Source organism: Dasania marina DSM 21967 (assembly GCF_000373485.1).
GTDB classification, from domain to species: domain Bacteria; phylum Pseudomonadota; class Gammaproteobacteria; order Pseudomonadales; family Dasaniaceae; genus Dasania; species Dasania marina.
In genome coordinates this window covers 342807-366025 of record NZ_KB891575.1, presented here as the reverse complement: position 1 = coordinate 366025, position 23219 = coordinate 342807, and the positions used below count along the sequence as shown (strand labels likewise).

The window sequence follows — 23219 nt, the reverse complement described above, 5'->3', positions numbered from 1 at the left end:
TTTACTTTAAAAAAACGGCGAGCTATGCTCGCCGTTTTTCGTTGTGCGCTAACTATAGGATTAAAATCTAGCTAAAGTTTTTTCACCTAAGCTGTCAATAAGAGGTGTCAACCACGGTTCAAAATTCTGCCAATGGCCTAGTCCACTTTTATATATAGGCTGCCTAACCTGCTCACTACTGGCGGTATGCACGGCGCGTTTATTGTTGTGAAAATCCAAACACTGTTGTTCAAAAGCTACCCCGCAATGCGCGAGTAGCTGCCTGACGCTTTGCTCGGTATTGTTAACCATCTCGCTATAGTGCTGGCAGTAGACTTTGCCGGGTAATACGGCATCCCAGTGATCCATCATATTAAGGTATTCATTGTAGTAGCAGCCTATGTTTTGCAAGTTATAACTAAACTCGTGGCCGGCGGCAAAGTGTTGTTTAAAGGCACTCAGCCCTGTATCCAAAGGATGGCGTCTAGCATCAATAATAATCGCCTCAGGCAAGATGAGGTGAATAAAGCCCACTAAGCGAAAGTTAGGGGGTAGCTTGTCTATAAAATAGGGTGCGCCCTTTCTAAAAATGGCGGTGTCGTCTAAATATTTTTTGCCATAGGCTGCTCGGTGTTCGGCTGGCATGGCTTTAATAAAGTTTTCTATGCTTAGGCCGCTAGGCAAGCTTTCTTGATACAGTGTTTCCATAACCCGTGGTAAGTTGGGTAATTCCATAGTGCCTTCTATGGCGGAGTGGCTAGCTAAAATTTGCTCGATTAATGTAGAGCCTGAACGCGGCAACCCTACGATAAAAATAGGGCGTGGGCCGTCATGGCTGAAACCTGAGGGTGGCTGTAATAACTCATGGTTAAATAACTTGCGCCCTTCTTGGGAATGTTTTTGAAACTGCTCAGCATCAAAGTAGGCGTCGGGGCGTAAGTGGTTGGCTTGCAGGTAATACTCAAAGGCAGCATGGTATTCACCTTGCCGCTCTAAGGCATTGGCTAGGGCAAAGCCTGCCTGCGAACGGTGTTCGGCGGGCGCGCTTTCATCGCTGGCAATGGCTTGCATGGCGGTTATGTCAGCAGCGCTAAAATCAAAGTTTTTAAAGTCGGCCAGTGCCCAGTAGGCCACGCCATTTTGTGTGCGTAGTTGAATACTGTGCCTAAAGGCGGCAATAGCCGCATCGCGCCGGCCTAAGGTTTTTAATATATGGCCGCGCTGTACTTGTATATTGGCATCGGCCGGGTCTAATTGCGCGGCGCTATCATAAGCCGCCAGTGCTTGTTGATATTGCCCGGCGTGGGCCAAGCTGCTGCCTAGAATAGATTCTAAATGGGCCTTGCCTGGAGAAATGTTGACACATTGCTGGGCGGCATACACGCGCTGCTCGTGCTTGCCGGCATGCGATGACACATCGGCTAGCTTGTGCCATAGGCCTAAGTTATAGGGTGAGTAGTCTAAGGCTTGCTGTAGCATTTGCTCGGCCGCCAGCCATTGTTTTTGCTGCGTGGCCAGCTGCGCCAAAATGCTTATGGCGCCGGGGTGGTGGCCGTGGCGTTGTAATATCTCACGGCAGCCGCGCTCGGCTAGGGGGTAGTCCTTGGCGCTCATAGCTTGGCCAATCTTGGCTATTTGTGGGGCAAAGGGGTCGCATTGCTCGGCGCGTATGAGGGCGGCGGAGCCTGCTTGTTGCTGGCCCTGGTGCATCAGAATATTACCCAAGGTATTCCACGCTTCGTGGTAATTGTCATCCAGAGCCACCGCTTTTTTTAGCGCGGTTATGGCCTCGTCAAAATGTTGCAGCTGTTGCAGGGCTAAGCCCAAATTACCGTGGGCATCGGCCAGCTGGGGCTTGAGTTCGCACACCTGCTTAAACACGGCAATTGCACCCTCTATGCGCTGCTGCCTAATTAGGCTGTGGCCCAGAAGAGTGAGGGCTATGTGGTCGTCGCGGTTGAGCTGTAGGTGCTTACGCAATAGCTGTTCGGCCTCGGCATATTGCTGATTGCCTAGTAGTTGTAAGGCGTTTTCATGGTGGCTAGCGGGCATTTTGGCCTCTTTTATGACGTTATTATTGTTATTTGCACGGCCAATAATGACATGCCGGCGTAGGGGAATAAAGGCTAATAATTAGACGAAATTTCGTTATGGCAGAGCTTTATCAAGATCTTATCAAATTGCTAATTAGCTAAACAATTTGCTAGGTACTCACTTTAAAATCTAACAGATTGTGCATTCATACTGGCAAGAGGTAGTCGTAGAATTTGCTGTGTATGTAAGCCCTAACTAAAAAAACAATAATAGGTCTATCCATGGCAGTAGCGAATCAGAAGCAGTGCATGCCGCAGGAAGCGAATCCCACCCCAAGTAATAACGACCAACCCGCCATCGCCCTAGCGGTGGTTTATCAGCTTAATTCAGCCCATAGGCGTATAGATTTTTGTGATTTATACCGTGCGCAGCGCGATAAGCTTATAGGCTTTTTAATGGCTAAAGGTCAAAACAGAGAAGATGCTGAAGATATCAGCCAGGCAGCGTTTATGCGGGTTAAGCCGCTATTAGACAGGGGTGAGCTTAATACCCCCAGCGCTTATTTGTATCAAACGGCAAGCAATTTGTTGGTAGATCAGCTTAGAAAGAAAAGGCTACACCGCAATTTTATTAATGGTGAATACGATAAGCTGGCGGCCGTTGATAGCTCGGAACTTACTGACTATTGCGCACCAGAGCGCATACTAGCAGCAGAAAAGCAGCTGCAAGCGTTGCAGCAGGCATTGAGTAGCTTACCCATTAATTGCAGTCAAGCGTTGTTGTGGCAGCGTATTAAAGGCTATAGCTACAGTGAAATTGCTGAGGCTAAAAAGGTATCGGTATCCAGTATTGAAAAATACATTGTACAGGCCCTAAAGCACTGTCGTATGGCGGTAGAGTAAAACTCAGCTAAACTGGCGGCTTGGCAGTCGTAATCGATAGATACTTTGCTATTCCAGACTTTACTTCATTGCCTCGGCTGTGTAGCGTTTGCCTAGAGCTGCGTGACATGGCTAACAATAATAACAACGACACGATTGGAATCCGTATGCAAGACTTTGTTGATGGGCTGAATGCCGTTATCTGGAGCCCCGCACTGATTTATCTCTGCCTGGGTGCAGGTTTATTTTTCTCGATTACGACACGCTTTGTGCAGGTCAGGCAGCTTGCCGAAATGGCGCGCTTATTGGTTACCGGCCATAGCTCCGCCAAGGGTATCTCGTCTTTTCAGGCTCTAACGGTTTCCTTATCAGGGCGAGTAGGCACAGGCAATATCGCTGGCGTGGCCGCCGCCATAGGCTTTGGTGGCCCCGGTGCTGTATTTTGGATGTGGATGGTAGCCTTCTTAGGAGCGGCCACCTCTTATATAGAATGCACCCTAGGGCAAATTTACAAGGAAGAGTTTGAAGGCCAGTACCGAGGCGGCCCCGCTTACTATATAGAAAAGGCCACGGGCCAAACTTGGTATGCTTGGTTGTTTGCCATAGTGACTATTATTGCCTGCGGTATTTTAATGCCCGGCGTGCAATCCAATAGCATAGGCAATGCCGTGGATATAGCCTTTGGTGCCGGACAAACCTTTAATAGCGTGCTGGGCGAGTTGAGTGTGGCGAAAAGCTTAACCGGTGTGTTAATCGTATTTATGCTGGGTTTTATTATTTTTGGTGGCGTTAAGCGTATCGCCCACTTCACCCAGTTTGTGGTGCCCTTTATGGCGCTCAGTTACATCATATTAGCCTGCACGATTATTGCCTTAAATATTGAGCAGCTACCTGCTATTTTCAGCATGATAATGAGCGATGCCTTTACCCCTATGGCGGGTGTAGGTGCGGCTATAGGCTGGGGGGTTAAACGTGGCGTGTATTCTAACGAAGCCGGACAAGGTATGGGGCCACATGCTGGGGCTGCCGCCGAAGTGCGGCACCCGGCACAGCAGGGCTTGGTGCAGGCCTTTGCTGTGTATATAGATACCTTGTTTGTTTGCTCGGCCACCGCTTTTATGATTTTAATTACCGGCGCCTACAATGTGCACGGCCCGGGTGACACTTTCCTAGTCAGCAATATAGCCGCCGACATCGCGGCAAATAGCCCAGCCTACACTCAGGCTGCAGTAGAGAGTGTGCTCCCTGGGGTAGGTAATCCCTTTGTTGCCATGGCTTTGTTTTTCTTCTCCTTCACCACGATTTTGGCTTATTACTATATAGCCGAAACCAATGTCAGCTATTTACAGCGTCACGTAAAACTCAAGGGTTTAAAGCTGTTGCTAAAACTGGTGGTGATAGCCTCGACTCTTTACGGAACGGTCAAAACTGCTAATCTGGCTTGGGCTTTAGGTGATGTGGGTGTGGGCTTAATGGCTTGGTTGAATATAACGGGGATTATAATTATTTTCTTTATCGCCAAACCTGCCATGAAAGCTTTAAAAGATTACGAGTGCCAGCAAAAAGCAAAAGTCAAAAAATACAGCTTTAATCCTAAAGCCCTAGGCATAAAAAACGCCGATTTTTGGCAGCAGCGTTTTAATAAAGAATCGGCAGAAAAATAAGCTGCCGCGAGCTTAGCTTGGTTTTAAAATTTGTAATAAATTTTGTGTGTGTTCGCAGGCAGTAAGCCCTAGGCTGGTTAAATAACCGCCATCGTCTTGGGTGATTAAGCCTTTAGTAAATAGTCGCTGGGTAGCGGCTATAGCGTCAGGCCCTGCTGATGAATGCACTTTAATACCCTCTTGATTAGAGTGCAGATTAAACTGGGCTAAAATATTAAGCTCGGCAATAATCTCTGGTGAATAAAGCATGGCTATTCCTTAGGGTTATATTTTTTATTGTGTGCATATTGCTACAGCATAGCAGTTTGTGAATGTTTAACCATAAAATTGCGTAGGCTGTTATTAGCGCATACAGCAAGTTTAGGTCATAAGGCTAGGGAATGACATACAGTAAAACTAAAACCAGTTTTTATCGCCGTTTGTATATCGCGCATCTTATAGAAAGTGGTGTTGCCACTATACCTGCCATTACCGCCCACAGCGGTATGCCTAGGCGCACGGCACAAGATACTGTGGCGGCTTTGGCCGAGATAGACATACATTGTGAATTTGTTGGTGCTAATAAAAGTGGCCATTACCAGATTACTGACTGGGGGCCGATTAACCAACGCTGGCTACGCAACCACCTAGAAATGATTAAAGCGGCTTTAGGGTACTAAGGGCAAGTAGCCTTAAGCTGCACCCTTGTTCTCGCCAGGGCCTCTGATTTTTTGAGCTGCCACGAACAGCGTGACGGTTATTGCGCCCACCACCAGGCCTACTAATAAGTTTACCAAAGCTGTGGCCAGTACTGGCCATAAAAAATCACTTAGCCCGCTGTTAATAGCCTGTAGGCCATGCTCTAGCGCCGGTAGGCCGTGCATAATAATACTGCCACCCACTAAAAACATAGCGGCAGTACCGACTATGGTTAAGATGCGCATTAATAGCGGCGATAACTTAACTAAAAAATGCCCTAAGTATTTCAAGCGTGGTTGCTGCTGTAGTAAATAAAAGCCGGCATCATCTAATTTGACGATTATCGCAACTAAGCCGTATACGCCTAGGGTTATGGCTATGGCTACGGTACTAATAATCACAGCTTGCATCGCTAAACCGGCATCTTGTACTGTGCCTAAGGCAATCACAATTATTTCGGCAGAGAGTACGAGGTCGGTGCGTATCGCCCCTTTTATTTTATCTTGTTCATAATTGAGCATTTCTGCTTTATTCAGGCGTGCGTTCGCTGCCTGTGCTTGTGCGAGCTTATGCTTTTTACGCTGTAGGCCGTGGCAAATTTTCTCAAAGCCTTCGTAGCATAGATAAGCGCCGCCCAACATTAATATGGGGGTAATCAACCAAGCGGCCACGGCACTAACCAATAGGGCGGCAGGCACTAGTATGCATTTGTTTTTTAAGGAGCCTTTCGCTACCGCCCACACCACAGGCAGTTCACGGCTGGCACGCATACCGCTAAGCTGCTCGGCATTTACTGCTAGGTCATCCCCTAATACCCCCGCCGTTTTTTGGGTAGCCACTTTTGTCATTAAGGCGATATCGTCTAACAGTGTGGCTATGTCGTCTAATAGGGTGAGTAGGCTGGCAGCTGCCATGATGTATCCTGAGGGTTATTAAATGTTTATAGGGCTTGTTATTTTGCTTGAGTGAACTCTTGAATGGTACTTAATAGTAACTCTTCATCTACAGGTTTATGTTGAACGGCTGAAAATCCGCATTGGTTAATTTCATCGAGTTCATTTTGCAAGGTATGAGCGGTGATGGCAATTACCGGTATGGCGTTATACGCAGGTGTTTTGCGAATTATTTTTACCGCGTCTTTACCGTTCATGCCTGGTAAAGAAATATCCATTAATACCAGATCATAATGTTTGTTCGCCATATAGGCTAAACCTGTTTCGGCGTCATCGGCTATATCCAGCGAGTAGCCGGCATCTTCAATTATCCATGAGATGAGTAGTTGGTTTTCCTTATTATCCTCTACCAACAATATGTTTAACATGCTTGCTCCGTGCTGTTGGTTATTACGGGTAAATAGATGCTAAAGCAGCTGCCTTTATTGACTGTGCTGGTTATTTCTATATGGCCGTCATGTAGCTGAACTAATTCATTGGCAATACTTAGCCCTAGGCCAGAGCCGTCAATGCTGCTGCCAGCATGTTTTTTTAAGCGCACAAAACGGCTAAATAAATCATCAATTTCATCAGCCTCTATGCCCACCCCTGTGTCGGCTATAGCTATAGCAACATAATCATTATCACCTAGGCTGTAAAGACTAAGGGTGATATCTATGCCTCCTTGCTGGGTGTATTTAATGGCGTTAGCAAGTATGTTATTGAAGGCTTGTTTTATTTTCATGGCATCGGCATTGACCCATGTGTCAGATTGTAAGTGGTTACCTATGCTAATAGATAGCTGCTTGTTTTCCGCGAGTATATTAATGTCGGTAATAGCATTATTGACGAGTTTGGCGATATTCTGTGATGACTTGATGCAGCTTAAATTACCAGATTCTATTTGTGCCATGTCCAGGGTGTTATTAACCATGTTAAGCAAGTTTTTACCGCCTCGGTGTATGGCCTTCAGTGCTTCTATTTCTCGGTCATTGGTTTGGTCTTTTTTTATTTTTAGTAACTGCTTAGAAAATCCTAAAATAGCAGTGAGGGGTGTTCTAAATTCATGCGACATATGTGAAATAAAGTGCGATTTGTATTCGTCTTTTTTGATAAGTTCGCTATTTTTGTTTGCTATAGATTGAATAAACTGCTGGTAAGTATTTTGATATAACCAGCCTATCCAGCTGATTAAAAACACCAGAAAAGATATAGAAAATGCTCTGGCTACATGGAGGGCGTTCCCCTGTATTTTGGGGTCAGGCAAGGGGTAGCCTGTAAAGTTTAAATAAGCAAAAAAAGCAAAACAGCTTATCGTTAGGCCGCAAAATAACCAGCCTGTTTTTTTGTCAATTAACAAAAAAGCCATTAAGGGCAGTATGCTCATTAAATAAATAACGGGGCCTTTAAATCCGCCAGAGTGGTAAGAAAATATCAGTAGCGGTATGGAAATATTGATTAGCAGTAGCGTGGCTGCCCATTTTTCAGACAGCCCATTTTTAAGTGCATAGCATAGCAGTAGGCATACCAAAACAGTAATAGGGCTAATGGTGAAAATCTGAGTAGTGCCTATTTTTAAAGAGCGAACAATCATTGTGATTATATGTATGCCCGCCCATCCTAGGGCGGTGCCTATAATGATGTTGCTTTTATTAAGCGTGGTGATGGTGTGGTCTTCTGTCATAAAAAGCTGCTAATTAATGTTGGTAGTTAATACTTAGCCCAACTAGGCGCTGCCCTAAGCTGGGGCCGCAAGTAAGTGTAGAGCTTAAGTCGGTGGCAGATGTTGTCAGCGGGTTGTCTAGGCTACTTTTTTGTAGGCAGGTTTTTTCTTCGGTTAGGTTGTCGGCCCATAGTGTCAAGGTTAATCCGGTGTGGTGGGGGCTAAAGCTGGTGGCGGCATTAACATACCATTGCCGCTCTCTTTTTGAAAAAGCATCGTCGCTAAACCGTAGGCTATCTATTTGGCTACTGACATAGCGGGCGTCGGCTTTGAAAAACCATATGCCTTGTTGGCTGTTTAGGCTTTTACTAACGGCACCGCTAAAGCTGAATTCAGGGGTGTTTTGTAATTCATGACCTTCATCTATATTACTTAAGTCGCCGCTGTCTTTTATTTCGCTGTGTAGCCAGCCTACCGAGCCTTGTAGTAACCACTGCGCCGGTGCTTGCCAGGTGGTTTCTAGCTCTAAGCCGTAGATGTCGCTTTGCGGTATGTTGACAAAACCGGGTGCGCCATTGACTACATCAAAGGTTTGTAGGTCTTGCCATTGGTAATAAAATAGGGCGCCATTAATGCTTAGTTGCCTATCATTGGAGCGAGTTTTAAAACCCAATTCAAGTGCGTCTAAATACTCGGGCTCTACGGGCTTATCCGCGGTACCGGCGAAAGCCGCCAGCGCACGGGTGTCAAAGCCCCCTGATTTATAACCACGGCCATAGCTGCTATAGAGCAGTACCTGATCATTGCATTGGTGATCTATGCTGATATTTCCCCCCACTTCTTCCAGCCGTTGGCTGAGCTGGTCTAGGTTAAATGCGCAGGGTACTTGGCCGGGTTGGCAGGCGGCAGGGTTATTGCCGCTAAGTTGCTGCACTAGTGCTTGGTTAATAAATGTATCAGCGGGGTATAGTGCTTCGGGGGTTAGTACTAAACCAAAGTGTGAGTCGGCGGTTTTTTCATCATGGCTATAACGCAAACCTCCGTGCCAAGTGGTTTGGCTGTTGATGGCATAATCGAGCTGTGTAAACACCGTGTATTCTTCATTTTCTTGATCGAGAATATTATAGGCGGTGATCGGTGCGTTGTTGGCAATAATCACCCGGCGCACGTTGGTGGCTTGCAGCATATCCTCTTTAAAATAATTAAGCCCGGCCATCCACTGCAAGGCCTGCTCGTGGCTGGTGGCTAGGCGCAGCTCTTGGCTGATTTGCTCAAACTCGGAATCTTGAAAGGCCACCATGCGCAGGCTGATGTCGCCGGCTAGGTCTTCAGAAAAACTGACGTCGGTATTATCGAAGGCGCTGATGCTGGTGAGTTCTAGCTCTGGCCAGCTGTGCACCAATTTGATAAAACCGCCCTGTATGGCAATGTCTTGCTCGGCGGGTGAGACGTCGTAGAGTGTATGCCAGTCGTCGGTGGAGGGGTTACTGCCACTGGCGGTCACGCAATTAGCGCTATCTTCAAAGTCGTGTTGTGCGGCGTCGGCGCAGGGGCTGCTGGGGTCATTAGGGTCGCGCAAGCCTATGGCTTTATTGCCCATGCCTAGGCCTTGCAGTCGACTACCATGCCAATTCAATAAAATACTGGTGGCTGGGCTGAGCTCATGTAGCCACTGTGCGCGCCAGGCATGTTTATCGCTGCCGCCCAATTCCTCGCCTTCTCGGCCGGCTGCCTGGTTACGAAACAGGCCATCGCGCTGCGAGCTAAAAAAAGCCAGCCGCGCGGCGTTGTTGTCGTTAATAGCAAACCCCAGCGCACCTTGGCTGGAAAATAAGCCGTATTCCCCCACCGTGGCGTTGAGATAACCCGTGCTTGCGGCTCCATTGGTAGTGGGTTTGGCGCTAATATAGTTGACGACACCGCCTATGGCGTTGCGGCCAAACACGGTGTTTTGTGGCCCCCGCAAGACTTCGACTCTGGCCATGTCAAACAAACTAATCACACCGGTATAGGGGTTGGCGGCAATAATGTCATCTTGATAAATAGCTACCGCGCGGTTGACGTTGCCGTGAAAGTTATTAGTGCCCACGCCGCGCAAGGTAAAGCCGGAATTGACTGGGTTCACCTCGTTGAGGCTAACATTGCTTAGCTGCTTGAAGACATCGCTGGCGTTGCTAATACGCTGCTCTACCAGCTGGTCGCCGGTAATGGCCTGCATGCTTACACCTAGTTTATGCATGGCGATGGGGCGCTTTTGGGCGGTGACAATTATCTCCTCCAGCGGCGCGGCATAAGCTATTTGACTCAGAATCAGCGGGGCAAGCAGGTACGATTTTTGTAGTAGCATAGTATGGACCGTACACTGTGTGAATATGGCTGTGAGTCAAGTTTTAGCAATGCTCTTAAGCATAGCGTATTATTTTTTATGGGCGGTAAAATTATACCGTTTTAAACGCTAATTTAATGTTACCGTACAGCAGGCTGTTATATAGCTTGAACATAATACTATTTATAGTGAGAAGGATTGATGAACAAATTAACGCGCTTTCAAGTAATAAAACGCAGTATTATAACGCTATTAATGCTAGTGGCACTGAGTGGCTGTGGTATTAATAATATCCCCACCTATGATGAGCAGGTTAAAGCCACCTGGGCGCAGGTAGAAAACCAGTACCAGCGTCGCGCCGATTTAGTGCCCAATCTAGTGGCTACGGTTAAAGGCTATGCCTCCCACGAAAAGGAAACCTTGCAAGCTGTAGTCGAGGCGCGGGCAAAAGTGGGCAGCATGCAGGTGAATGCTGATGTGCTTAATAACCCGCAAGCGCTGCAGCAGTTTGAAAAAGCCCAGGGTCAATTAAGTAGTGCTTTAAGTCGTTTAATGGTGGTAGTAGAGCGCTACCCCGATTTAAAGGCCAATCAAAACTTTTTGGCTTTACAGTCGCAGTTGGAAGGCACTGAAAACCGTATCAGTGTAGCGCGTCGCGATTACATCGCGTCAGTCGGCCAGTACAACACCGAAATACGCACCTTCCCCGGCAAAATCTGGCATAGCTTCTTATACAGCGAAATGCCTATAAGAGACACTTACCAAGCAACCACTGAAAAAGCTGAACAAGCCCCTGAGGTTAAGTTTTGATGCGGGCCTGGACTACGTTAAGCACCTTCTTTATTGCCTGTATATTTAGCTCGCTTAGTTATGGGGACATTAACTTTCCCGAGTTAACGGGTCAGGTAGTGGATAAGGCCGGCTTATTAAACCCTGCTGACGAGCAAAATTTAACGGCACTGTTGGCCGGCCACGCCAAAGCCAGCAGCAATCAGGTGGTGGTAGTAACCGTGCCTGACTTGCAAGGCAATGATATAGAAAGCTTTGGCCACCAGTTAGGTCGCCATTGGGGCATAGGTCAAAAGGGTAAAGACAACGGCGTGTTGCTGATAGTGGCTAAGCAAGAGCGCAAAATTCGCATAGAGGTAGGTTACGGCTTAGAAGGCCAGCTTACCGACGCCATCAGCTCCAATATTATTTACACGGTGATTAGGCCTGCCTTTAAAACCGGTGATTTTTCTGGCGGCATACAGGCTGGCGCTAAGGCTATTATTGAAGCCTTGGGTGGCAAGTATGTAATGACTAAAAAAGCATCCAGTGGTAAAAAAACTGATAAGTTTTGGATGATAATCTTTTTACTCATTATCGGTTGGCCCATGTTAGGCATGATTCTGCCCAGCAGTGTTACCAACAGCCGTTACGGTAGCCGTTATGGCGCTGGCGGTTTTGGTGGCGGCGGTGGTTTTGGCGGCGGAGGTTTCTCTGGTGGCGGTGGTGGTTTTGGTGGCGGCGGCGCTTCGGGAGGTTGGTAATGAAAACATTAAATGAACAGCAGTTAGCGCAAATTAGCGATGCCATAAATCAGGTAGAGCAGCAAACCGACGCCGAGTTAGTGACGGTGTTGGCCAAGCAGGCGGATAATTATTATTACATCCCTACGTTGTGGGCGGCAATATTGGCGTTGTTGGTGCCGGTATTGTTGCGTTTTACGCCGCTGTGGTTAGACGGGCTGGATTTACTTAAGGCGCAATGGATAAGTTTTGCTTGCGCCGCTATAGTTTTTCGCATACCCGCTATAAAAATGCTATTAGTGCCGAAAGCAGTAAAACAGTGGCGCGCTTCCAGTTTGGCGCGGCGTCAGTTTTTAGAAAACAACCTACACCATACTAAGGGTGAAACTGGTGTGTTGGTGTTTGTTTCTCAGGCCGAGCACTATGTGGAAATTATTGCCGATAGAGGTATTTCCCTGCAGGTGGATAACAGCCAGTGGCAAAGTATTATTGATGGCTTTACCGAACAGGTAAAAGCCGGTAATACCCAGCAAGGGTTTATCAGCTGTATAGAGCAGTGTGGCGAGCTACTTAAGCAACACGCACCCGCCAGCGGCGAAAAAAATGAACTGCCTAATCATTTGGTGTTGTTGTAAGTAGCTGTAAGCAGCTGCGATAAATTATGGCACTAGGCTAAACGCAAAAAAGGCTCTTATTAGAGCCTTTTTTATGCGCGGTGATTACTCTTCTTTGCTTGGGTAGAGCAATTGGTTTTGATACGCATAGGCAACATTAAAGGCTGGTTGCTGAAACTTTTTTAAACCTAGGCCGTTAAAGTCTATGGCGATTCGGTTGAGCTTTAATTGCTCTTTGATAGTGCTGTAGTTCAGCAGTGTTACCGGCATATCGATTAGCTGTATGGCAGTCTCAAATTTAAAGCTAATGGCGCTGCCAGCCAGCTTGCCTTTGGGGGCGCGCTCGATGATGGCGATCTCATCTACTTTGTAATCTTCCATCAGCTTTTTAAAGCTAAATTGAAAGTCGCGTATGGCTTCGGTGCTGTCGGATTTAGCTAGGGTAAAAATCCGCTGGCGGCACTCGGCAACTTCAAAGACACCTTTATTCTGGCCTAATAGGCAAATAATCGCCTCACTAGAGGTTAGTTCTACGCCGCAAACTCGCATAATGTACTCGCTGTCTTTTGTTGGGTTATATAGTCAGGTGGCTGATAAAAAGGGCTATTGTAGCGGCAAATCGTCGTTAAGGGGCAGGTTTTAGTAATTGTTTAACGCGCTTTTTTAGTTGTGGTAACACCTGGCCCTCAAACCAAGGGTTGCGCCGCAGCCAGAGGTTATTGCGCGGGCTGGGATGGGGCAGGGGCAGTTGCTGCGGCCAATGCTGCCGCCAGCCCTGTACCGTCTCGGTTAGCGTGGTGGCGGGCTGGGGATGAACTAGGTGATAGGCCAGCGCATAGCGCCCCAGCACTAATGTCAGCTCTATATTAGGCAGTTGCGCTAATAAGTCTGCTCGCCATGTAGCCGCGCACTCTGGCCGTGGCGCTAAATCGCCCGACTTACCCGTGCCGGGGTAGCAAAAGCCCATAGGTAAGATGGCAAACAGCTTGGGGTTATAAAACTGCTCGTTGCTTACCCCTAGCCACTCCCGTAAGCGTTTACCGCTGGCGTCGTCAAAAGGTATACCCGAGGCATGCACCTTGCGGCTAGGCGCCTGCCCTGCAATTAATATTTTGGCGTTGCGGTGTGCTTGTAATATTGGCCTAGCACCGCAGGGTAAATGCGGTTCGCATAGGGTGCAGGCGCGTATGTCTTTAAGTAATGAGGCTAGCGTTGCCATTGTTGATAAATGTTTAGTGTCATTGGCTGCGTGGAGATACAAGCTCTTTTCATGTGAGGATAATAGATCTATTTGGCCACTTTGTTGTATTTTAAGCAACATAAGTTGGTCGCCCCCCCCAAGTTTATATTTATACATTAAATTTCACGTTGGCCTACTGTTTCAATCATATGAAAATAGCTATTACAGTTAGGGCGAATTGGCGAGCACTTGGCAATGAGATCTCTCGCGATCAGGCATCACACAGTTGTAGTGTTTTCCATCAGAATAAAAGGTCAGCCTTAGCTTTTCACTTTAACGAAGGGAGGGGGTGCTAATGTAATGAAAGTTTATGAGTAGGTTGGTATAAATATAGTCTGGCTGCAGGAGAAATCCTATAATAATTTGGCGTGAACTAGGAAATAATTTTTTGTTGACGATTATAAAGTGGCTCTAGAGCGCGTCTATATTCCGTTTAATTTCAGTGCTTGTTTCTAAGGATTAATAACGGCGTTCAACTTACTTTCATTTTTGCACGGTACTTGCTTGGTGGTATTCCTGTCCATTTTTTGAAGGCTCGATTGAGTGTTGATGGTTCTGAAAAGCCAATTGTATGAGATATTTTGGATATTGGAATGTTTGTTTCTTTTAGCTGTTTAAAGATATATTTCTTAATTATTTTATTCTTTATTTTTTGATAATTTATGTTTTCGTAGGATAGTTTTCTGCTTAGGGTTGATGGGCTTATATGTAATATCTCAGCAGTTTGTTTAAGTGTTGGGACGTGGTTTTTGTAGTCTATGTGAGTTGAAATAAGTTTTTCCACTTGACGTCTCGTACATTTGTCTTTTGTGGGGGCGGTTAGGAGTTCGTCTGGAAGGTTTTCTAGTAGTTTTAATAGGTCATTTTTTTTCTTTATAATAGGTAAGTTTTTTATATTTTTCCTGAATATTAGTGCGTTTTGTTTTCTGTTAAAAAATATCTTGCAATTGAATAGTGACTTATAAATATATGAATGGGGTGGCTCTGGGTAATTAAATTCGACATAGGATGGCCTTATTTTATCGTTGGTGATCCAGCAGGAGAGTCTATGCCAGTTGTGAAGTATGTGCTCGGTTAAAAAGTTATCAATGTCATAATCTTGATATTTGTTTTCTAAAACTAGTGCTTGGTAATTGTTTTGTTGTTGTAATGAAACATTAATGTCGCTGTTTACAAGATTATAAAAGTCGTACATTTCTTTAAAAAATTGACCTACATCGTCTGAGTTGATTGCAATTTTGCAGGCGGTTGAGAATGTGTATATTTTGCAGGAATTATTGGACAGCCCTAAAAATTCATCATTTAAAGTGTTGCATATATGTTTGCAAAGGGAGGAGTATTGCTTTTGAGTGTAGGATGGTTTGGTCGATTGAGTCCCATGTTGATCTATATAAATGTTTTTTAAAATAGCATCGGTTGATAAACCTTTTCTCTTGGCACTTGATAGCAGGGTGTTGAATTGGTGTTGGTAAAGATCTTTCATATTTCATTTACTATAAGATTATAGTCTGGTTGTGTGCAAGCTTGTATATGTTGTTGAAAGTATTTTTCATAGTTGATGTTTTATGATTTTTTGGGTTTTAATTTTAGCTCTTTGTCGTATTTCATTTGGGGGAAAATATTGTTTGATAAGATCCATGAACTAAAAGTTATATTGCTTGTAAAGTCATTGCCTAGCTGTTGTCGATAGCGAACGCTAGCCCTAGATGGATTAGGTCGTGGGTGATGCGTTTACTAAGATCTACAGTGTTAAGTCTGTTTGATCGGGCGCTAAAATTGTTGCTCCTTGGGTAGGTGAACAACTAGACCTGACAATGAGTCGTTCATGCTTATCTGGCAGCCAAGTCGGCTGTTTGGCTTTGTGTCAGTGATCATATTTAATAAGGATTGTTCAATAGCATCCGGTTCAGGTAATTCAGCAATTCGTCCTTCTTCAATAAAGCAGTGGCATGTTCCACAGCTACAACCACCTCCGCATTCACCGAGTATACTGGGTATCATATTATCCACTGCAGCTTGCATTAAAGTGGTACCTTCTGGCACATCCACTTCTATGGTGTTTCCGTCAGCGTCAATATATTTGATTATGGGCATGGTGTTACCTCATTAATTTAAATGTTGGTTGGATTGTTATTATTTAATGGCGTATCAAAGGCGCTGTGTATTGCGTCTGAACGTTGTTGAAAAAGTGGCGCCCATTCAGGGTGCGTAGGTATATATAAAAGATTGTTGGCAACTGCTGTTAAGACCATGCTGGCAACTTGGTCGGGCGTTAATATTCTGCTGTAAGCTTGGTCAAAATCAGTATGCATGGGGTCCGTGTCATCTGCCAATTGCGAGATCGATTTGTCGCTGCGATTACGTTCACTTTCAAATATTCGGGTACTGACTATGCCAGGGCAAAGAATGGAAACGCCAATATTATCTGCAGCCAATTCTTGGGCCAGTACTTCAGATAAGCCGACCACGGCATATTTGCTGGCGACATAAACACCGAAGTTAGATAAAGGAATAAGACCTGCCATTGAGGCAGTGTTGACGATATGGCCAGAGCCATGCTCTTTCATACGCGGCAGAAAAGCATTTAAGGCGTAGCCTATTGCCATGGTGTTGACCGATAATACCCAGTGCCAATCACTACTTGTGCACTCTGCCAGTGGTTTGTTAATAGAGACTCCTGCGTTATTACAGAGTAGGTCACAGGCACCGAAGTGTTGCCAGCATTGCTCAGCCATTGCATTTACTTGTTTAGCGTCACTCACATCTACACACATAGCAAGCGCATTGCCCCCTAGTGCTTGTATTTCTTCGGCGGTAGTGGTTGCCGCAGCTTGCTCAATATCTGCGACTAATACCTGTAAGCCGCGGCGAGCACAGGCAATCGCTAAAGCCTTGCCTATGCCACTGCCAGCTCCGGTAATCACTGCAACTTGACCGGGTTTTATCTCCATGAATTTCTCCGTTTAGCTTAACGATGTTTAAAAACCGGCTTCTCCCGGTTTTTAAAGGATTCTACGGCGATGCGGTGATCTTCAGTCATCATGGTGATGTTTTCGAAGGCGGCAGCGCGATCAATAATGGTGTTAGCAATTTGTTTTAAGCCTGCATTGATAGAACTTTTGGTCCATTTGATGGCGAGCTGCGCACCACCGGCCAGCCTTTCAGCCATCGCCTGAACGGTTTCATCAAGATCTTCATCGTTGACCGCTTCGGTAATTAGGCCGTATTGTTCAGCTGTTTTGCCGTCGATAAAATCGCCGGTTAATAGGTAGCGTTTAGCGCGTACGTAGCCAATTAGCTGTGGCCAGATCACCGCACCACCGTCACCGGCGACTAGGCCAACAGAGACATGAGGGTCGGCAAATTTAGCGTCTGGTGTGGCATAAATAAAGTCGCAAAATAGCGCAATACTGCAACCGACACCGATTGCTGGTCCACGTACTTTGGCGATGATCGGTTTTTCTAGATCTAATAAAGAGTTTTGTATTTTCCTATCATTGGCAATGGCCTCGGAAGTTGCTACTGGGTCGCCATGTATTTCTAGCAACCATTCAATATCGCCGCCGGCACTGAACGCATTATTGGCCCCGGTGATTACCACTACATCGGTTTCAGAGTCGCGGTCTATGTCATAGAAAATTTGCGCGAATTCGTCATGAATTTGCGGGTTTACCGCATTTTTTGCTTCTGGCCTATCTAAGGTGATCGTAAGAATTCTATTTTCTCTAGTAATTTTTAAGCCTTGGTAATGATCGTAATTCATGATGTTCTCCAGTTTTTATAAGAGCTAATTCCCTATTTATTTGGGCGACTGAGCAGGTAAATTAAAGTGTTTAATCATGGTCTCCCTGAGAAGAAATTTTTGTACCTTGCCGGAAGCGGTTTTTGGCAGGCTTTTATGAAACACTATGTAGCGCGGTACTTTCCAGCGTGATAAGTTTTCTAAACACCACTGGCGAATATTGTCCTCACTGATATGGTCGTCGCTGATGGGTAATAATACGGCGCAAGCCTCTTCACCGTATTTTTGATCGGGCAGGCCAATCACCGCGGCTTCCGCAATGTCCGGGTGTTGGCAGAAATAGCTTTCTATTTCGGAGGGTGACAGGTTTTCACCGCCGCGAATAATCATTTCTTTGGCACGGCCAACGATTTGGATATCACCGTTTTCGTTAATCGTGGCCAGGTCGCCGCTGTATAGCCAACCTTCGCTATCGAAAATACTGGCCGGGTCTGGATGGTTGCGATAGCCCAGCATCTTGCCCGGGCCTTGATAGCAAAGTTCGCCAACCGTATTACAGGGCAGGATGTCACCGTTTTTGGCTATGACTTTTAAACTGACACCGGGCAAGGGTTTGCCGCTGGTAGTGGATTTAATATCGGAACTGTCGCTGGCAACCGTGCTGGTCATAACGCCGCTGGTTTCGGTTTGGCCATAGCCATTGATAATCTCAACGCCAAAGGCTTGTTCACATTGATGAATTAAACTACTGGGCACACAGGCGCCGCCGATAACAATATACTTCAGTGCAGAAAAATCCCGTTGCTTAAAGTTTTCATGCTCCATCATGGCGGTAAGCATATAGGGCACGCCGATAAACCCCGTACATTGTTCCTGTTCGAGAATGTCGAGACAGCGCCCTGCCTTGAAAATATATAGAGGCAGTGTTGTCGCCCCAACCAGTGCAGCTCCTGGCGTAGAATTACCCGAGCCGCCAACATGAAATAAGGGGAAACCATGGCAGATTCGATCACCTGCGCCAAAGCCCCAGGTTAAATAAGAATTGCGTGCAGTAGTCGCTACCCCTCGATGCGATAACTGGGCGGCCTTGGGTTGTCCGGTTGTGCCAGAGGTGTACTGAATCATTAAACAGCTGTCGGGATCGACAACGGGAAGTACATCGGTGCTGACATTCTTAGCTATCAGCTTTTCAATGCCCTGATGTAGTGAATATATGCCTTGTAGCGAAGGAACTTTGTGCTTTACTTCATCAACTATGGGGCGCAGAGGATTACCGCTGATAGTTTCGGCATGAAAAATCCCTTTCACCGCAGACGCTTGCAGCGTGTATTCCAGCTCGGCTTTTTTATAGAGTGGGTTTAGCGCCACAATCACTAAGCCGGCTTTGGCAAGGGCATACTCCAGTAAAATCCATTCCGGGCTGTTTGGCGCCCAGATCGCGATTTTGTCACCGGCTTTGTAACCTTCAACGAGTAGTGCACAGGCTAGTTGCGTACTCATTTGATCAAGCTGTTGATATGTCCAACGTACGTTTTCAACTTCTTTATGGCAAGCGTATACCACGGCCTCTCGGTCAGGGTGCAGCGTAGCGGCTTGATGAAACAAGTCGCCTAGTGCGAGCTGCACTGGGTTGGCATCACTGGGGTCGGCGATCAAAAGTGATCGTGTACAGGTTTTTTCCATAGTACGTTCAGTATCTCGCTAACTTAAATATGAATAGCCAGCACCCTGCGCTGTGAAACGCTGGGTACGCTAAGAATGTAACGGATACTAAAATGAGTAAGCGCTCATATTGAACTCGCTTTGACCTGCGGTTTTATTCTTGTTTTTGACTTGTTGCGAATTAAAAAGCGAGTAAAAACTGATAGCGGAGTCGCTTATCTTAGGAGCTCGTTAGCATACGCCGCAGGTATCAGCAGGGGAGTTTTATTGTCGTGAGTTCAGCACAGCAACCGCAATTGCCGGAGCCAGTTAATAGCTGGTTAGGTAAGGCCGTGGTCAGTATTGGCCCATTCATGACTGTCGAACAGGGGCTGTGGCTAAATTACTGTGTCGCCGTAGAAGATGCACACCCGCTTTACTGGCAAGGGATGAAGGGTGTTAGTGAGCAGCCACTTGCCCCGCCAGCATTCTTGCCTTCATGGGTAGTTGATCATGACTGGCGGCCCAACCCCGATGAAAAACCTATGCGCACCTTGGAATTGCACTTCATGCTTAAGGACGCCTTGGGTTTGCCCTTTGGTGTGGTCACTGAAGTGGAGTTGGAATTTCATAGGCCGGTAGTTGCCGGTGATCGTTTGCGAGCTGAGCAAGTACTGGTAGCGGTGGGTGAGGAATATCAGACGCGAATGGGGCCGGGCCGCCGTTGGACCATAGCAGTTAACTACTATCATCAGGATGAGGCTTTAGCGGGGGTGCAAACCCTGCGCTTTGTCAGTTATCGCAAGGAGGCTGAGTTGTGAGTTTGATTGAAGATGCGGCACTTACACAGGCGAGTGTAGAAACTGACATCTTGCCCAAGATGACGGTTTTACTCAGCAAAAAAATGATCATCATGGGGGCGGTTAGCTCCCGTGACTGGCAACCGATACATCACGATAGTGAATACGCCCGTAACAACGCCAGTTTGCCCGACATCATCATGAATAATTACACCCAGGCAGGGTGGCTGAGCCGCTATGTTACCGATTGGGCTGGGCCGCAGGCCAGGCCGGCGCGCTTGAAGTTTTCCATGCGCAGCCCGTTGTGCCCTGGCGACGAAGCGGTGTTCAGTGGTGTAGTCGAAAACCGCGAACAGCGCGCTGGTTTTGTTTGGCTGGATATCGCCGTGACGATTTATGTTGGTGAGCGTTTGGCAACCAAGGCGGCAATACGATTAGCTTTGCCTGCAGCGGAGGGTGGGGCTTCGCCTTGGCTGTGCTCCGGCGCGACTTGGTGCCCCTGATTGCAGTCAGTCAGCGCTAGCGCCTTTTTCCATGGCTGTGCACAGCTTGTCTCGCGCGACAGTACCGGCGCTTAAGCCACAATAGCGGTGTATGTTTTGAAAAATACAACTGAAAAAATATTGCTTATGCACAACTATATTAAAGCGAGTTTCAGGTGAGCATCTGCTCATATTAATATTTTTATATCGCCTGTTAACAGCAATCTGAAAAATAGAGAAGGTTTATGGATCTGAGCTTATCGGAAGAACAAACGATGTTGAGCGACATGGTGCAGAAACTCTGTGAGGAGTACGCGCCACTGACTGTACTACGGGAACTGGAAGGTACTGAGCCCGGCTTTAGTCTTCCATTTTGGCAGCAGATTGGCGAGCTGGGCTTGACCGGGATTAACGTTGACGAAGCCTATAGTGGCCTGGGCATGGGGGCGCTGGATGGCGCGCTGGTCGCTGAGCAATTTGGTCGTGCTTTGGCAGTTTCGCCACACCATATTTCATCGGTGTTGGCAGCAGATTTATTGGCGAACGCGGCTACGCCAGCACAAAAAGATCAGTGGTTGACGGCCATCGCCACGGGTTCTCAATTTGTCACCGTGGCCAGTTCTGAGCCGCAATCCAGCAGTCAGCGCGAGGGCATACGCTTACGGGCTGAGCGTAAAGGTGATGCGTTGCTGTTGACCGGGGAGAAAGTATTTGTACCTCATGCCGCTACCGCGGCTGCGGTTGTCGTGTTAGCGAGAGATGAGCAGGATCGCATCATCGCAGTGCTAATACCCAAACAATTAATGAACTCAAGCGATGAAACATTAAAGCTGAGATATCAGCTTAATCACGCTAGGGATCCGCTTTATAAAATGCAGTTTAACGGTTATTCAGTGCCAGCAGCGCAGCTGTTAAATGCGGGCGAGTGTATTTGGTCGCAGTGGCAGCAGAGTATGACCAGTGCGCTGATTCCGCTGGCTGCTTATGCCGTAGGTGCGGCAACCCGCGTGCAGGAAATTAGTTTGGACTATGCCAAGTATCGTAAAGCTTTTGGTCGGCCCATAGGTGGGTTTCAGGCAATAGCGCACTATTTGGCCGAAATTACCGTGGCTATAGATGGTGCTGGCACGCTGATGCATCAAGCTGCTTGGGCTCGCGATCAGGGGCGTGATTGGCAGCAGCTAGCGATGATGGCCAAGTTGCAGGCCTGTGAAACATTTCGTCGCGCCGCCGCGCTTTGCATACAAATCCATGGTGGTATTGGCTATACCACCGAAGCCGATCCGCAATTATTTTTTCGCCGGGCCAAGCAACTGCAAACCTTGCACTGGGATTCAGCAACACTAGAGCGGCGTATTGCCGATAACCTGTTTGCCGAGAGTGCTTAAGTCGATGCTTATCAAGATGAATAACAGGATGTTTATGGATCAAGTGCTGATTGCCGATGACGGAAGTGCTGAGCTATGAATACTACCCAGTCCGGTCAGTTTCAGACACTTAGCTATTGTGTTAGGAAAGGGGTGGCGTTAATCACACTCAATCGTGAGTCGCGCAATAATGCTATTAATGCCCAGATGAGTCGCGAATTACCCAAGCTTTGGCAGCACTTTAAACAGGATAGTGAGGCGGTGGTGGCGATTGTTACCGGTGCCGGTGACAAGGCTTTTTGCAGTGGTGCGGATATTGCGGATCTTCCCGAACTGGATATGTCTAGCCCCGAGGCAGCAACCAGTAGCATGGGGTGGACGCCGCTACAGAACGAGATTTTGAAGCCGGTTATCTGCGCTGTAAACGGTATGGTTATTGGCGGTGGCCTGCACTTTATTGCTGACAGCGACATAGTCTTAGCGGCAGATCATGCCACATTTTTTGATACCCACGTCAATGTTGGTCTGGTGTCCGGTCTCGAGCCGGTATCACTGTCTAGGCGCATGCCACTGGAGGCCGTTTTACGCATGGCCTTGGTTGGTGGCAAAGATCGGATGACGGCTGAGCGCGCCCTGCAATGTGGTTTGGTGGGGGAAGTACTGCCAAAAGAACAGCTGCTAAATCGTGCCTTTGAGTTGGCGAGTCTGATAACGGCGAATTGCCCCTCAGCGATGGCGCGCACAAAACAGGCTATCTGGGCTGCTAAGCAGCATTCACTTGATGACGCATTACTGAAAGCATGGCAGCAGATTATTGAACATAACAACACGGACGATTTTGCAGAGGGCGGTCGTGCATTTTTAGAAAAGCGCGCACCGAAATGGAAATCCTATGAACCGGGATAAGGGCATGGATTATTTAAACATTGAATACACGGAAGATCGCGGGGTGGCATTGATCACCTTGAGCCGGCCCAAAAGTCTTAATGCCTATACGCCGGATATGGGGGAAGAGTTAGTGCATGCCTTTCGGCGAGCTTTTGCCGAAGAGTCTGTTACCGCCATTGTGTTAACCGGCTCCGGTCGTGGTTTTTGTGCCGGTGCTGACCGCGATTATTTTCGGGGCAAGGTCGCCGACTGTGGTTACAAACTGGGAGAGGAGCCTTTTCTTACCAAATTCGTCTCAGAGTTAGCGTCGTCAACCAAATTATTAATTGCCGCTGTCAACGGTGTCGCTTCGGGTATTGGTAGCACCATGACCCTGCCTTTTGATATTAGGCTGGCATCTGAGCAAGCAAGTTTTGACTTTCCTTTTGTAAGGTTGGGTTTGGCGCCAGGTTTTGGTTGTAGTTATTTCCTACCGCAGCTGATTGGTGTGGGTAGTGCCGCTGATGTGCTGTTTAACAGCCGAAAATTAAGTGCGGAAACTGCCCATAGTTTTGGTTTGGTACAGCAGATTATTCCAGTAGCGCAGCTGCTACCTACGGCCGTTGCAATGGCAAGAACCATTAGTGCCGCACCAGATGGGATAGTGAGCCAATGCAAACAACTACTTGCTAATAGCGGTAGCCGAACACTGATTGAATGTATCCAGCGCGAGCAGCTGGCAAGCCGTGAAATGGCGGTGCGTATATCAACATTAACTCATTGATAGGTGGCGCTAGG

The 23219-nt window shown here is 47.1% G+C and carries 24 protein-coding genes; 11 read left to right on the top strand and 13 right to left on the bottom strand.

Annotation, left to right across the window (positions count from 1 at the left end; translation table 11 throughout):
- Positions 1-60: 60 nt before the first annotated feature.
- Positions 61-2031 (bottom strand): tetratricopeptide repeat-containing sulfotransferase family protein, encoded by a 1971-nt coding sequence (locus B067_RS19390; RefSeq protein WP_019528305.1) that lies wholly within the window; start codon positions 2029-2031, stop codon positions 61-63.
- Positions 2032-2294: 263 nt separating this feature from the next.
- Here B067_RS19390 and B067_RS19385 point away from each other — a divergent pair, with 263 nt between their 5' ends.
- Entirely contained in the window at positions 2295-2915 is a 621-nt protein-coding gene (locus tag B067_RS19385) for an RNA polymerase sigma factor (RefSeq protein ID WP_019528304.1), read from the top strand.
- 107 nt (positions 2916-3022) lie between these two features.
- Positions 3023-4558 carry an alanine/glycine:cation symporter family protein gene (locus B067_RS19380; RefSeq protein ID WP_240472818.1) on the top strand — a complete coding sequence of 512 codons (1536 nt, stop codon included), beginning with the start codon at positions 3023-3025 and terminating at the stop codon, positions 4556-4558.
- Between the two features lie 12 nt (positions 4559-4570).
- On the opposite strand, the gene B067_RS0101630 is transcribed toward B067_RS19380, so the two are convergent.
- Complete coding sequence (locus B067_RS0101630) at positions 4571-4807, bottom strand: TIGR02647 family protein (RefSeq protein ID WP_019528302.1); 237 nt, start codon at positions 4805-4807, stop codon at positions 4571-4573.
- A 131-nt stretch (positions 4808-4938) separates the two neighbouring features.
- Here B067_RS0101630 and B067_RS0101625 point away from each other — a divergent pair, with 131 nt between their 5' ends.
- Positions 4939-5217: a winged helix-turn-helix domain-containing protein gene (locus B067_RS0101625; RefSeq protein ID WP_019528301.1), complete on the top strand. Its 279-nt coding sequence runs from the start codon at positions 4939-4941 to the stop codon at positions 5215-5217.
- A 12-nt stretch (positions 5218-5229) separates the two neighbouring features.
- Here B067_RS0101625 and B067_RS0101620 read toward each other — a convergent pair whose 3' ends face one another.
- Genes B067_RS0101620 through B067_RS0101605 form a run of 4 tightly spaced genes read right to left on the bottom strand, consistent with a single transcriptional unit; the run spans position 5230 to position 10178 of the window.
- Positions 5230-6150, bottom strand: coding sequence for a DUF808 domain-containing protein (locus B067_RS0101620; protein WP_019528300.1), 921 nt, complete (start codon positions 6148-6150; stop codon positions 5230-5232).
- Positions 6151-6188: 38 nt separating this feature from the next.
- On the bottom strand, positions 6189-6557 hold the full coding sequence (locus B067_RS0101615) for a response regulator (RefSeq protein ID WP_019528299.1): 369 nt from the start codon (positions 6555-6557) through the stop codon (positions 6189-6191).
- On the bottom strand, positions 6551-7852 hold the full coding sequence (locus B067_RS0101610; RefSeq protein WP_019528298.1) for a sensor histidine kinase: 1302 nt from the start codon (positions 7850-7852) through the stop codon (positions 6551-6553). The genes B067_RS0101615 and B067_RS0101610 overlap by 7 nt, the downstream gene beginning before the upstream one ends.
- A gap of 13 nt (positions 7853-7865) precedes the next feature.
- Entirely contained in the window at positions 7866-10178 is a 2313-nt protein-coding gene (locus B067_RS0101605; RefSeq protein ID WP_019528297.1) for a TonB-dependent receptor, read from the bottom strand.
- A gap of 180 nt (positions 10179-10358) precedes the next feature.
- Here B067_RS0101605 and B067_RS0101600 point away from each other — a divergent pair, with 180 nt between their 5' ends.
- Genes B067_RS0101600 through B067_RS0101590 form a run of 3 tightly spaced genes read left to right on the top strand, consistent with a single transcriptional unit; the run spans position 10359 to position 12303 of the window.
- The gene (locus B067_RS0101600; RefSeq protein WP_019528296.1) at positions 10359-10967 is read left to right on the top strand and encodes a LemA family protein; all 609 of its coding nucleotides are present in this window, start codon (positions 10359-10361) and stop codon (positions 10965-10967) included.
- A complete protein-coding gene (locus tag B067_RS0101595; protein WP_019528295.1) occupies positions 10967-11689 on the top strand; it encodes a TPM domain-containing protein in 723 nt (240 codons plus the stop codon). Before B067_RS0101600 ends, B067_RS0101595 begins: the two co-directional genes overlap by 1 nt.
- Complete coding sequence (locus B067_RS0101590) at positions 11689-12303, top strand: TPM domain-containing protein (protein ID WP_019528294.1); 615 nt, start codon at positions 11689-11691, stop codon at positions 12301-12303. Before B067_RS0101595 ends, B067_RS0101590 begins: the two co-directional genes overlap by 1 nt.
- An 84-nt stretch (positions 12304-12387) precedes the next feature.
- Here the strand turns inward: B067_RS0101590 and B067_RS0101585 are convergent, their stop codons facing one another.
- The 7 genes from B067_RS0101585 to B067_RS19375 form a co-directional block, all read right to left on the bottom strand.
- Positions 12388-12831, bottom strand: a complete 444-nt coding sequence (locus B067_RS0101585) for a DUF3010 family protein (RefSeq protein ID WP_019528293.1) — start codon at positions 12829-12831, stop codon at positions 12388-12390.
- A 76-nt stretch (positions 12832-12907) separates the two neighbouring features.
- Positions 12908-13603, bottom strand: a complete 696-nt coding sequence (locus tag B067_RS0101580) for a uracil-DNA glycosylase family protein (protein WP_338031257.1) — start codon at positions 13601-13603, stop codon at positions 12908-12910.
- Between the two features lie 391 nt (positions 13604-13994).
- A complete protein-coding gene (locus B067_RS0101575; protein WP_019528291.1) occupies positions 13995-15005 on the bottom strand; it encodes an AraC family transcriptional regulator in 1011 nt (336 codons plus the stop codon).
- A 287-nt stretch (positions 15006-15292) separates the two neighbouring features.
- Positions 15293-15616 (bottom strand): 2Fe-2S iron-sulfur cluster-binding protein, encoded by a 324-nt coding sequence (locus tag B067_RS0101570; RefSeq protein ID WP_019528290.1) that lies wholly within the window; start codon positions 15614-15616, stop codon positions 15293-15295.
- Positions 15617-15633: 17 nt separating this feature from the next.
- A complete protein-coding gene (locus B067_RS0101565) occupies positions 15634-16473 on the bottom strand; it encodes an SDR family NAD(P)-dependent oxidoreductase (RefSeq protein WP_019528289.1) in 840 nt (279 codons plus the stop codon).
- Positions 16474-16490: 17 nt separating this feature from the next.
- Complete coding sequence (locus B067_RS0101560) at positions 16491-17285, bottom strand: enoyl-CoA hydratase/isomerase family protein (RefSeq protein WP_019528288.1); 795 nt, start codon at positions 17283-17285, stop codon at positions 16491-16493.
- Between the two features lie 36 nt (positions 17286-17321).
- Positions 17322-18947, bottom strand: a complete 1626-nt coding sequence (locus B067_RS19375; RefSeq protein WP_019528287.1) for a class I adenylate-forming enzyme family protein — start codon at positions 18945-18947, stop codon at positions 17322-17324.
- Positions 18948-19198: 251 nt separating this feature from the next.
- On the opposite strand from B067_RS19375, the gene B067_RS21125 reads away from it, so the two are divergent.
- The 5 genes from B067_RS21125 to B067_RS19360 all read left to right on the top strand — a co-directional run bounded on the left by B067_RS21125 (position 19199) and on the right by B067_RS19360 (position 23205).
- Complete coding sequence (locus B067_RS21125) at positions 19199-19726, top strand: hotdog fold domain-containing protein (protein WP_019528286.1); 528 nt, start codon at positions 19199-19201, stop codon at positions 19724-19726.
- Positions 19723-20208: a MaoC/PaaZ C-terminal domain-containing protein gene (locus tag B067_RS19365; RefSeq protein WP_156820721.1), complete on the top strand. Its 486-nt coding sequence runs from the start codon at positions 19723-19725 to the stop codon at positions 20206-20208. Before B067_RS21125 ends, B067_RS19365 begins: the two co-directional genes overlap by 4 nt.
- A gap of 224 nt (positions 20209-20432) precedes the next feature.
- On the top strand, positions 20433-21575 hold the full coding sequence (locus B067_RS0101535) for an acyl-CoA dehydrogenase family protein (protein ID WP_019528283.1): 1143 nt from the start codon (positions 20433-20435) through the stop codon (positions 21573-21575).
- A gap of 75 nt (positions 21576-21650) precedes the next feature.
- Positions 21651-22460 carry an enoyl-CoA hydratase/isomerase family protein gene (locus B067_RS0101525; protein WP_019528282.1) on the top strand — a complete coding sequence of 270 codons (810 nt, stop codon included), beginning with the start codon at positions 21651-21653 and terminating at the stop codon, positions 22458-22460.
- Positions 22447-23205 carry an enoyl-CoA hydratase/isomerase family protein gene (locus B067_RS19360; RefSeq protein ID WP_019528281.1) on the top strand — a complete coding sequence of 253 codons (759 nt, stop codon included), beginning with the start codon at positions 22447-22449 and terminating at the stop codon, positions 23203-23205. Before B067_RS0101525 ends, B067_RS19360 begins: the two co-directional genes overlap by 14 nt.
- Positions 23206-23219 lie beyond the last annotated feature (14 nt).

Coding starts and splice junctions, on each gene's coding strand:
- B067_RS0101605 (WP_019528297.1), bottom strand. CDS start 10,178: ATGCTACTACAAAAATCGTACCTGCTTGCCCCGCTGATTCTGAGTCAA.
- B067_RS19360 (WP_019528281.1), top strand. CDS start 22,447: ATGAACCGGGATAAGGGCATGGATTATTTAAACATTGAATACACGGAA.
- B067_RS0101525 (WP_019528282.1), top strand. CDS start 21,651: ATGAATACTACCCAGTCCGGTCAGTTTCAGACACTTAGCTATTGTGTT.
- B067_RS0101625 (WP_019528301.1), top strand. CDS start 4,939: ATGACATACAGTAAAACTAAAACCAGTTTTTATCGCCGTTTGTATATC.
- B067_RS0101610 (WP_019528298.1), bottom strand. CDS start 7,852: ATGACAGAAGACCACACCATCACCACGCTTAATAAAAGCAACATCATT.
- B067_RS0101535 (WP_019528283.1), top strand. CDS start 20,433: ATGGATCTGAGCTTATCGGAAGAACAAACGATGTTGAGCGACATGGTG.
- B067_RS19390 (WP_019528305.1), bottom strand. CDS start 2,031: ATGCCCGCTAGCCACCATGAAAACGCCTTACAACTACTAGGCAATCAG.
- B067_RS0101560 (WP_019528288.1), bottom strand. CDS start 17,285: ATGAATTACGATCATTACCAAGGCTTAAAAATTACTAGAGAAAATAGA.
- B067_RS0101585 (WP_019528293.1), bottom strand. CDS start 12,831: ATGCGAGTTTGCGGCGTAGAACTAACCTCTAGTGAGGCGATTATTTGC.
- B067_RS0101600 (WP_019528296.1), top strand. CDS start 10,359: ATGAACAAATTAACGCGCTTTCAAGTAATAAAACGCAGTATTATAACG.
- B067_RS0101630 (WP_019528302.1), bottom strand. CDS start 4,807: ATGCTTTATTCACCAGAGATTATTGCCGAGCTTAATATTTTAGCCCAG.
- B067_RS0101620 (WP_019528300.1), bottom strand. CDS start 6,150: ATGGCAGCTGCCAGCCTACTCACCCTATTAGACGACATAGCCACACTG.
- B067_RS0101570 (WP_019528290.1), bottom strand. CDS start 15,616: ATGCCCATAATCAAATATATTGACGCTGACGGAAACACCATAGAAGTG.
- B067_RS19380 (WP_240472818.1), top strand. CDS start 3,023: ATGGCTAACAATAATAACAACGACACGATTGGAATCCGTATGCAAGAC.
- B067_RS0101580 (WP_338031257.1), bottom strand. CDS start 13,603: ATGTTGCTTAAAATACAACAAAGTGGCCAAATAGATCTATTATCCTCA.
- B067_RS0101565 (WP_019528289.1), bottom strand. CDS start 16,473: ATGGAGATAAAACCCGGTCAAGTTGCAGTGATTACCGGAGCTGGCAGT.
- B067_RS0101615 (WP_019528299.1), bottom strand. CDS start 6,557: ATGTTAAACATATTGTTGGTAGAGGATAATAAGGAAAACCAACTACTC.
- B067_RS19385 (WP_019528304.1), top strand. CDS start 2,295: ATGGCAGTAGCGAATCAGAAGCAGTGCATGCCGCAGGAAGCGAATCCC.
- B067_RS19375 (WP_019528287.1), bottom strand. CDS start 18,947: ATGGAAAAAACCTGTACACGATCACTTTTGATCGCCGACCCCAGTGAT.
- B067_RS0101590 (WP_019528294.1), top strand. CDS start 11,689: ATGAAAACATTAAATGAACAGCAGTTAGCGCAAATTAGCGATGCCATA.
- B067_RS0101575 (WP_019528291.1), bottom strand. CDS start 15,005: ATGAAAGATCTTTACCAACACCAATTCAACACCCTGCTATCAAGTGCC.
- B067_RS0101595 (WP_019528295.1), top strand. CDS start 10,967: ATGCGGGCCTGGACTACGTTAAGCACCTTCTTTATTGCCTGTATATTT.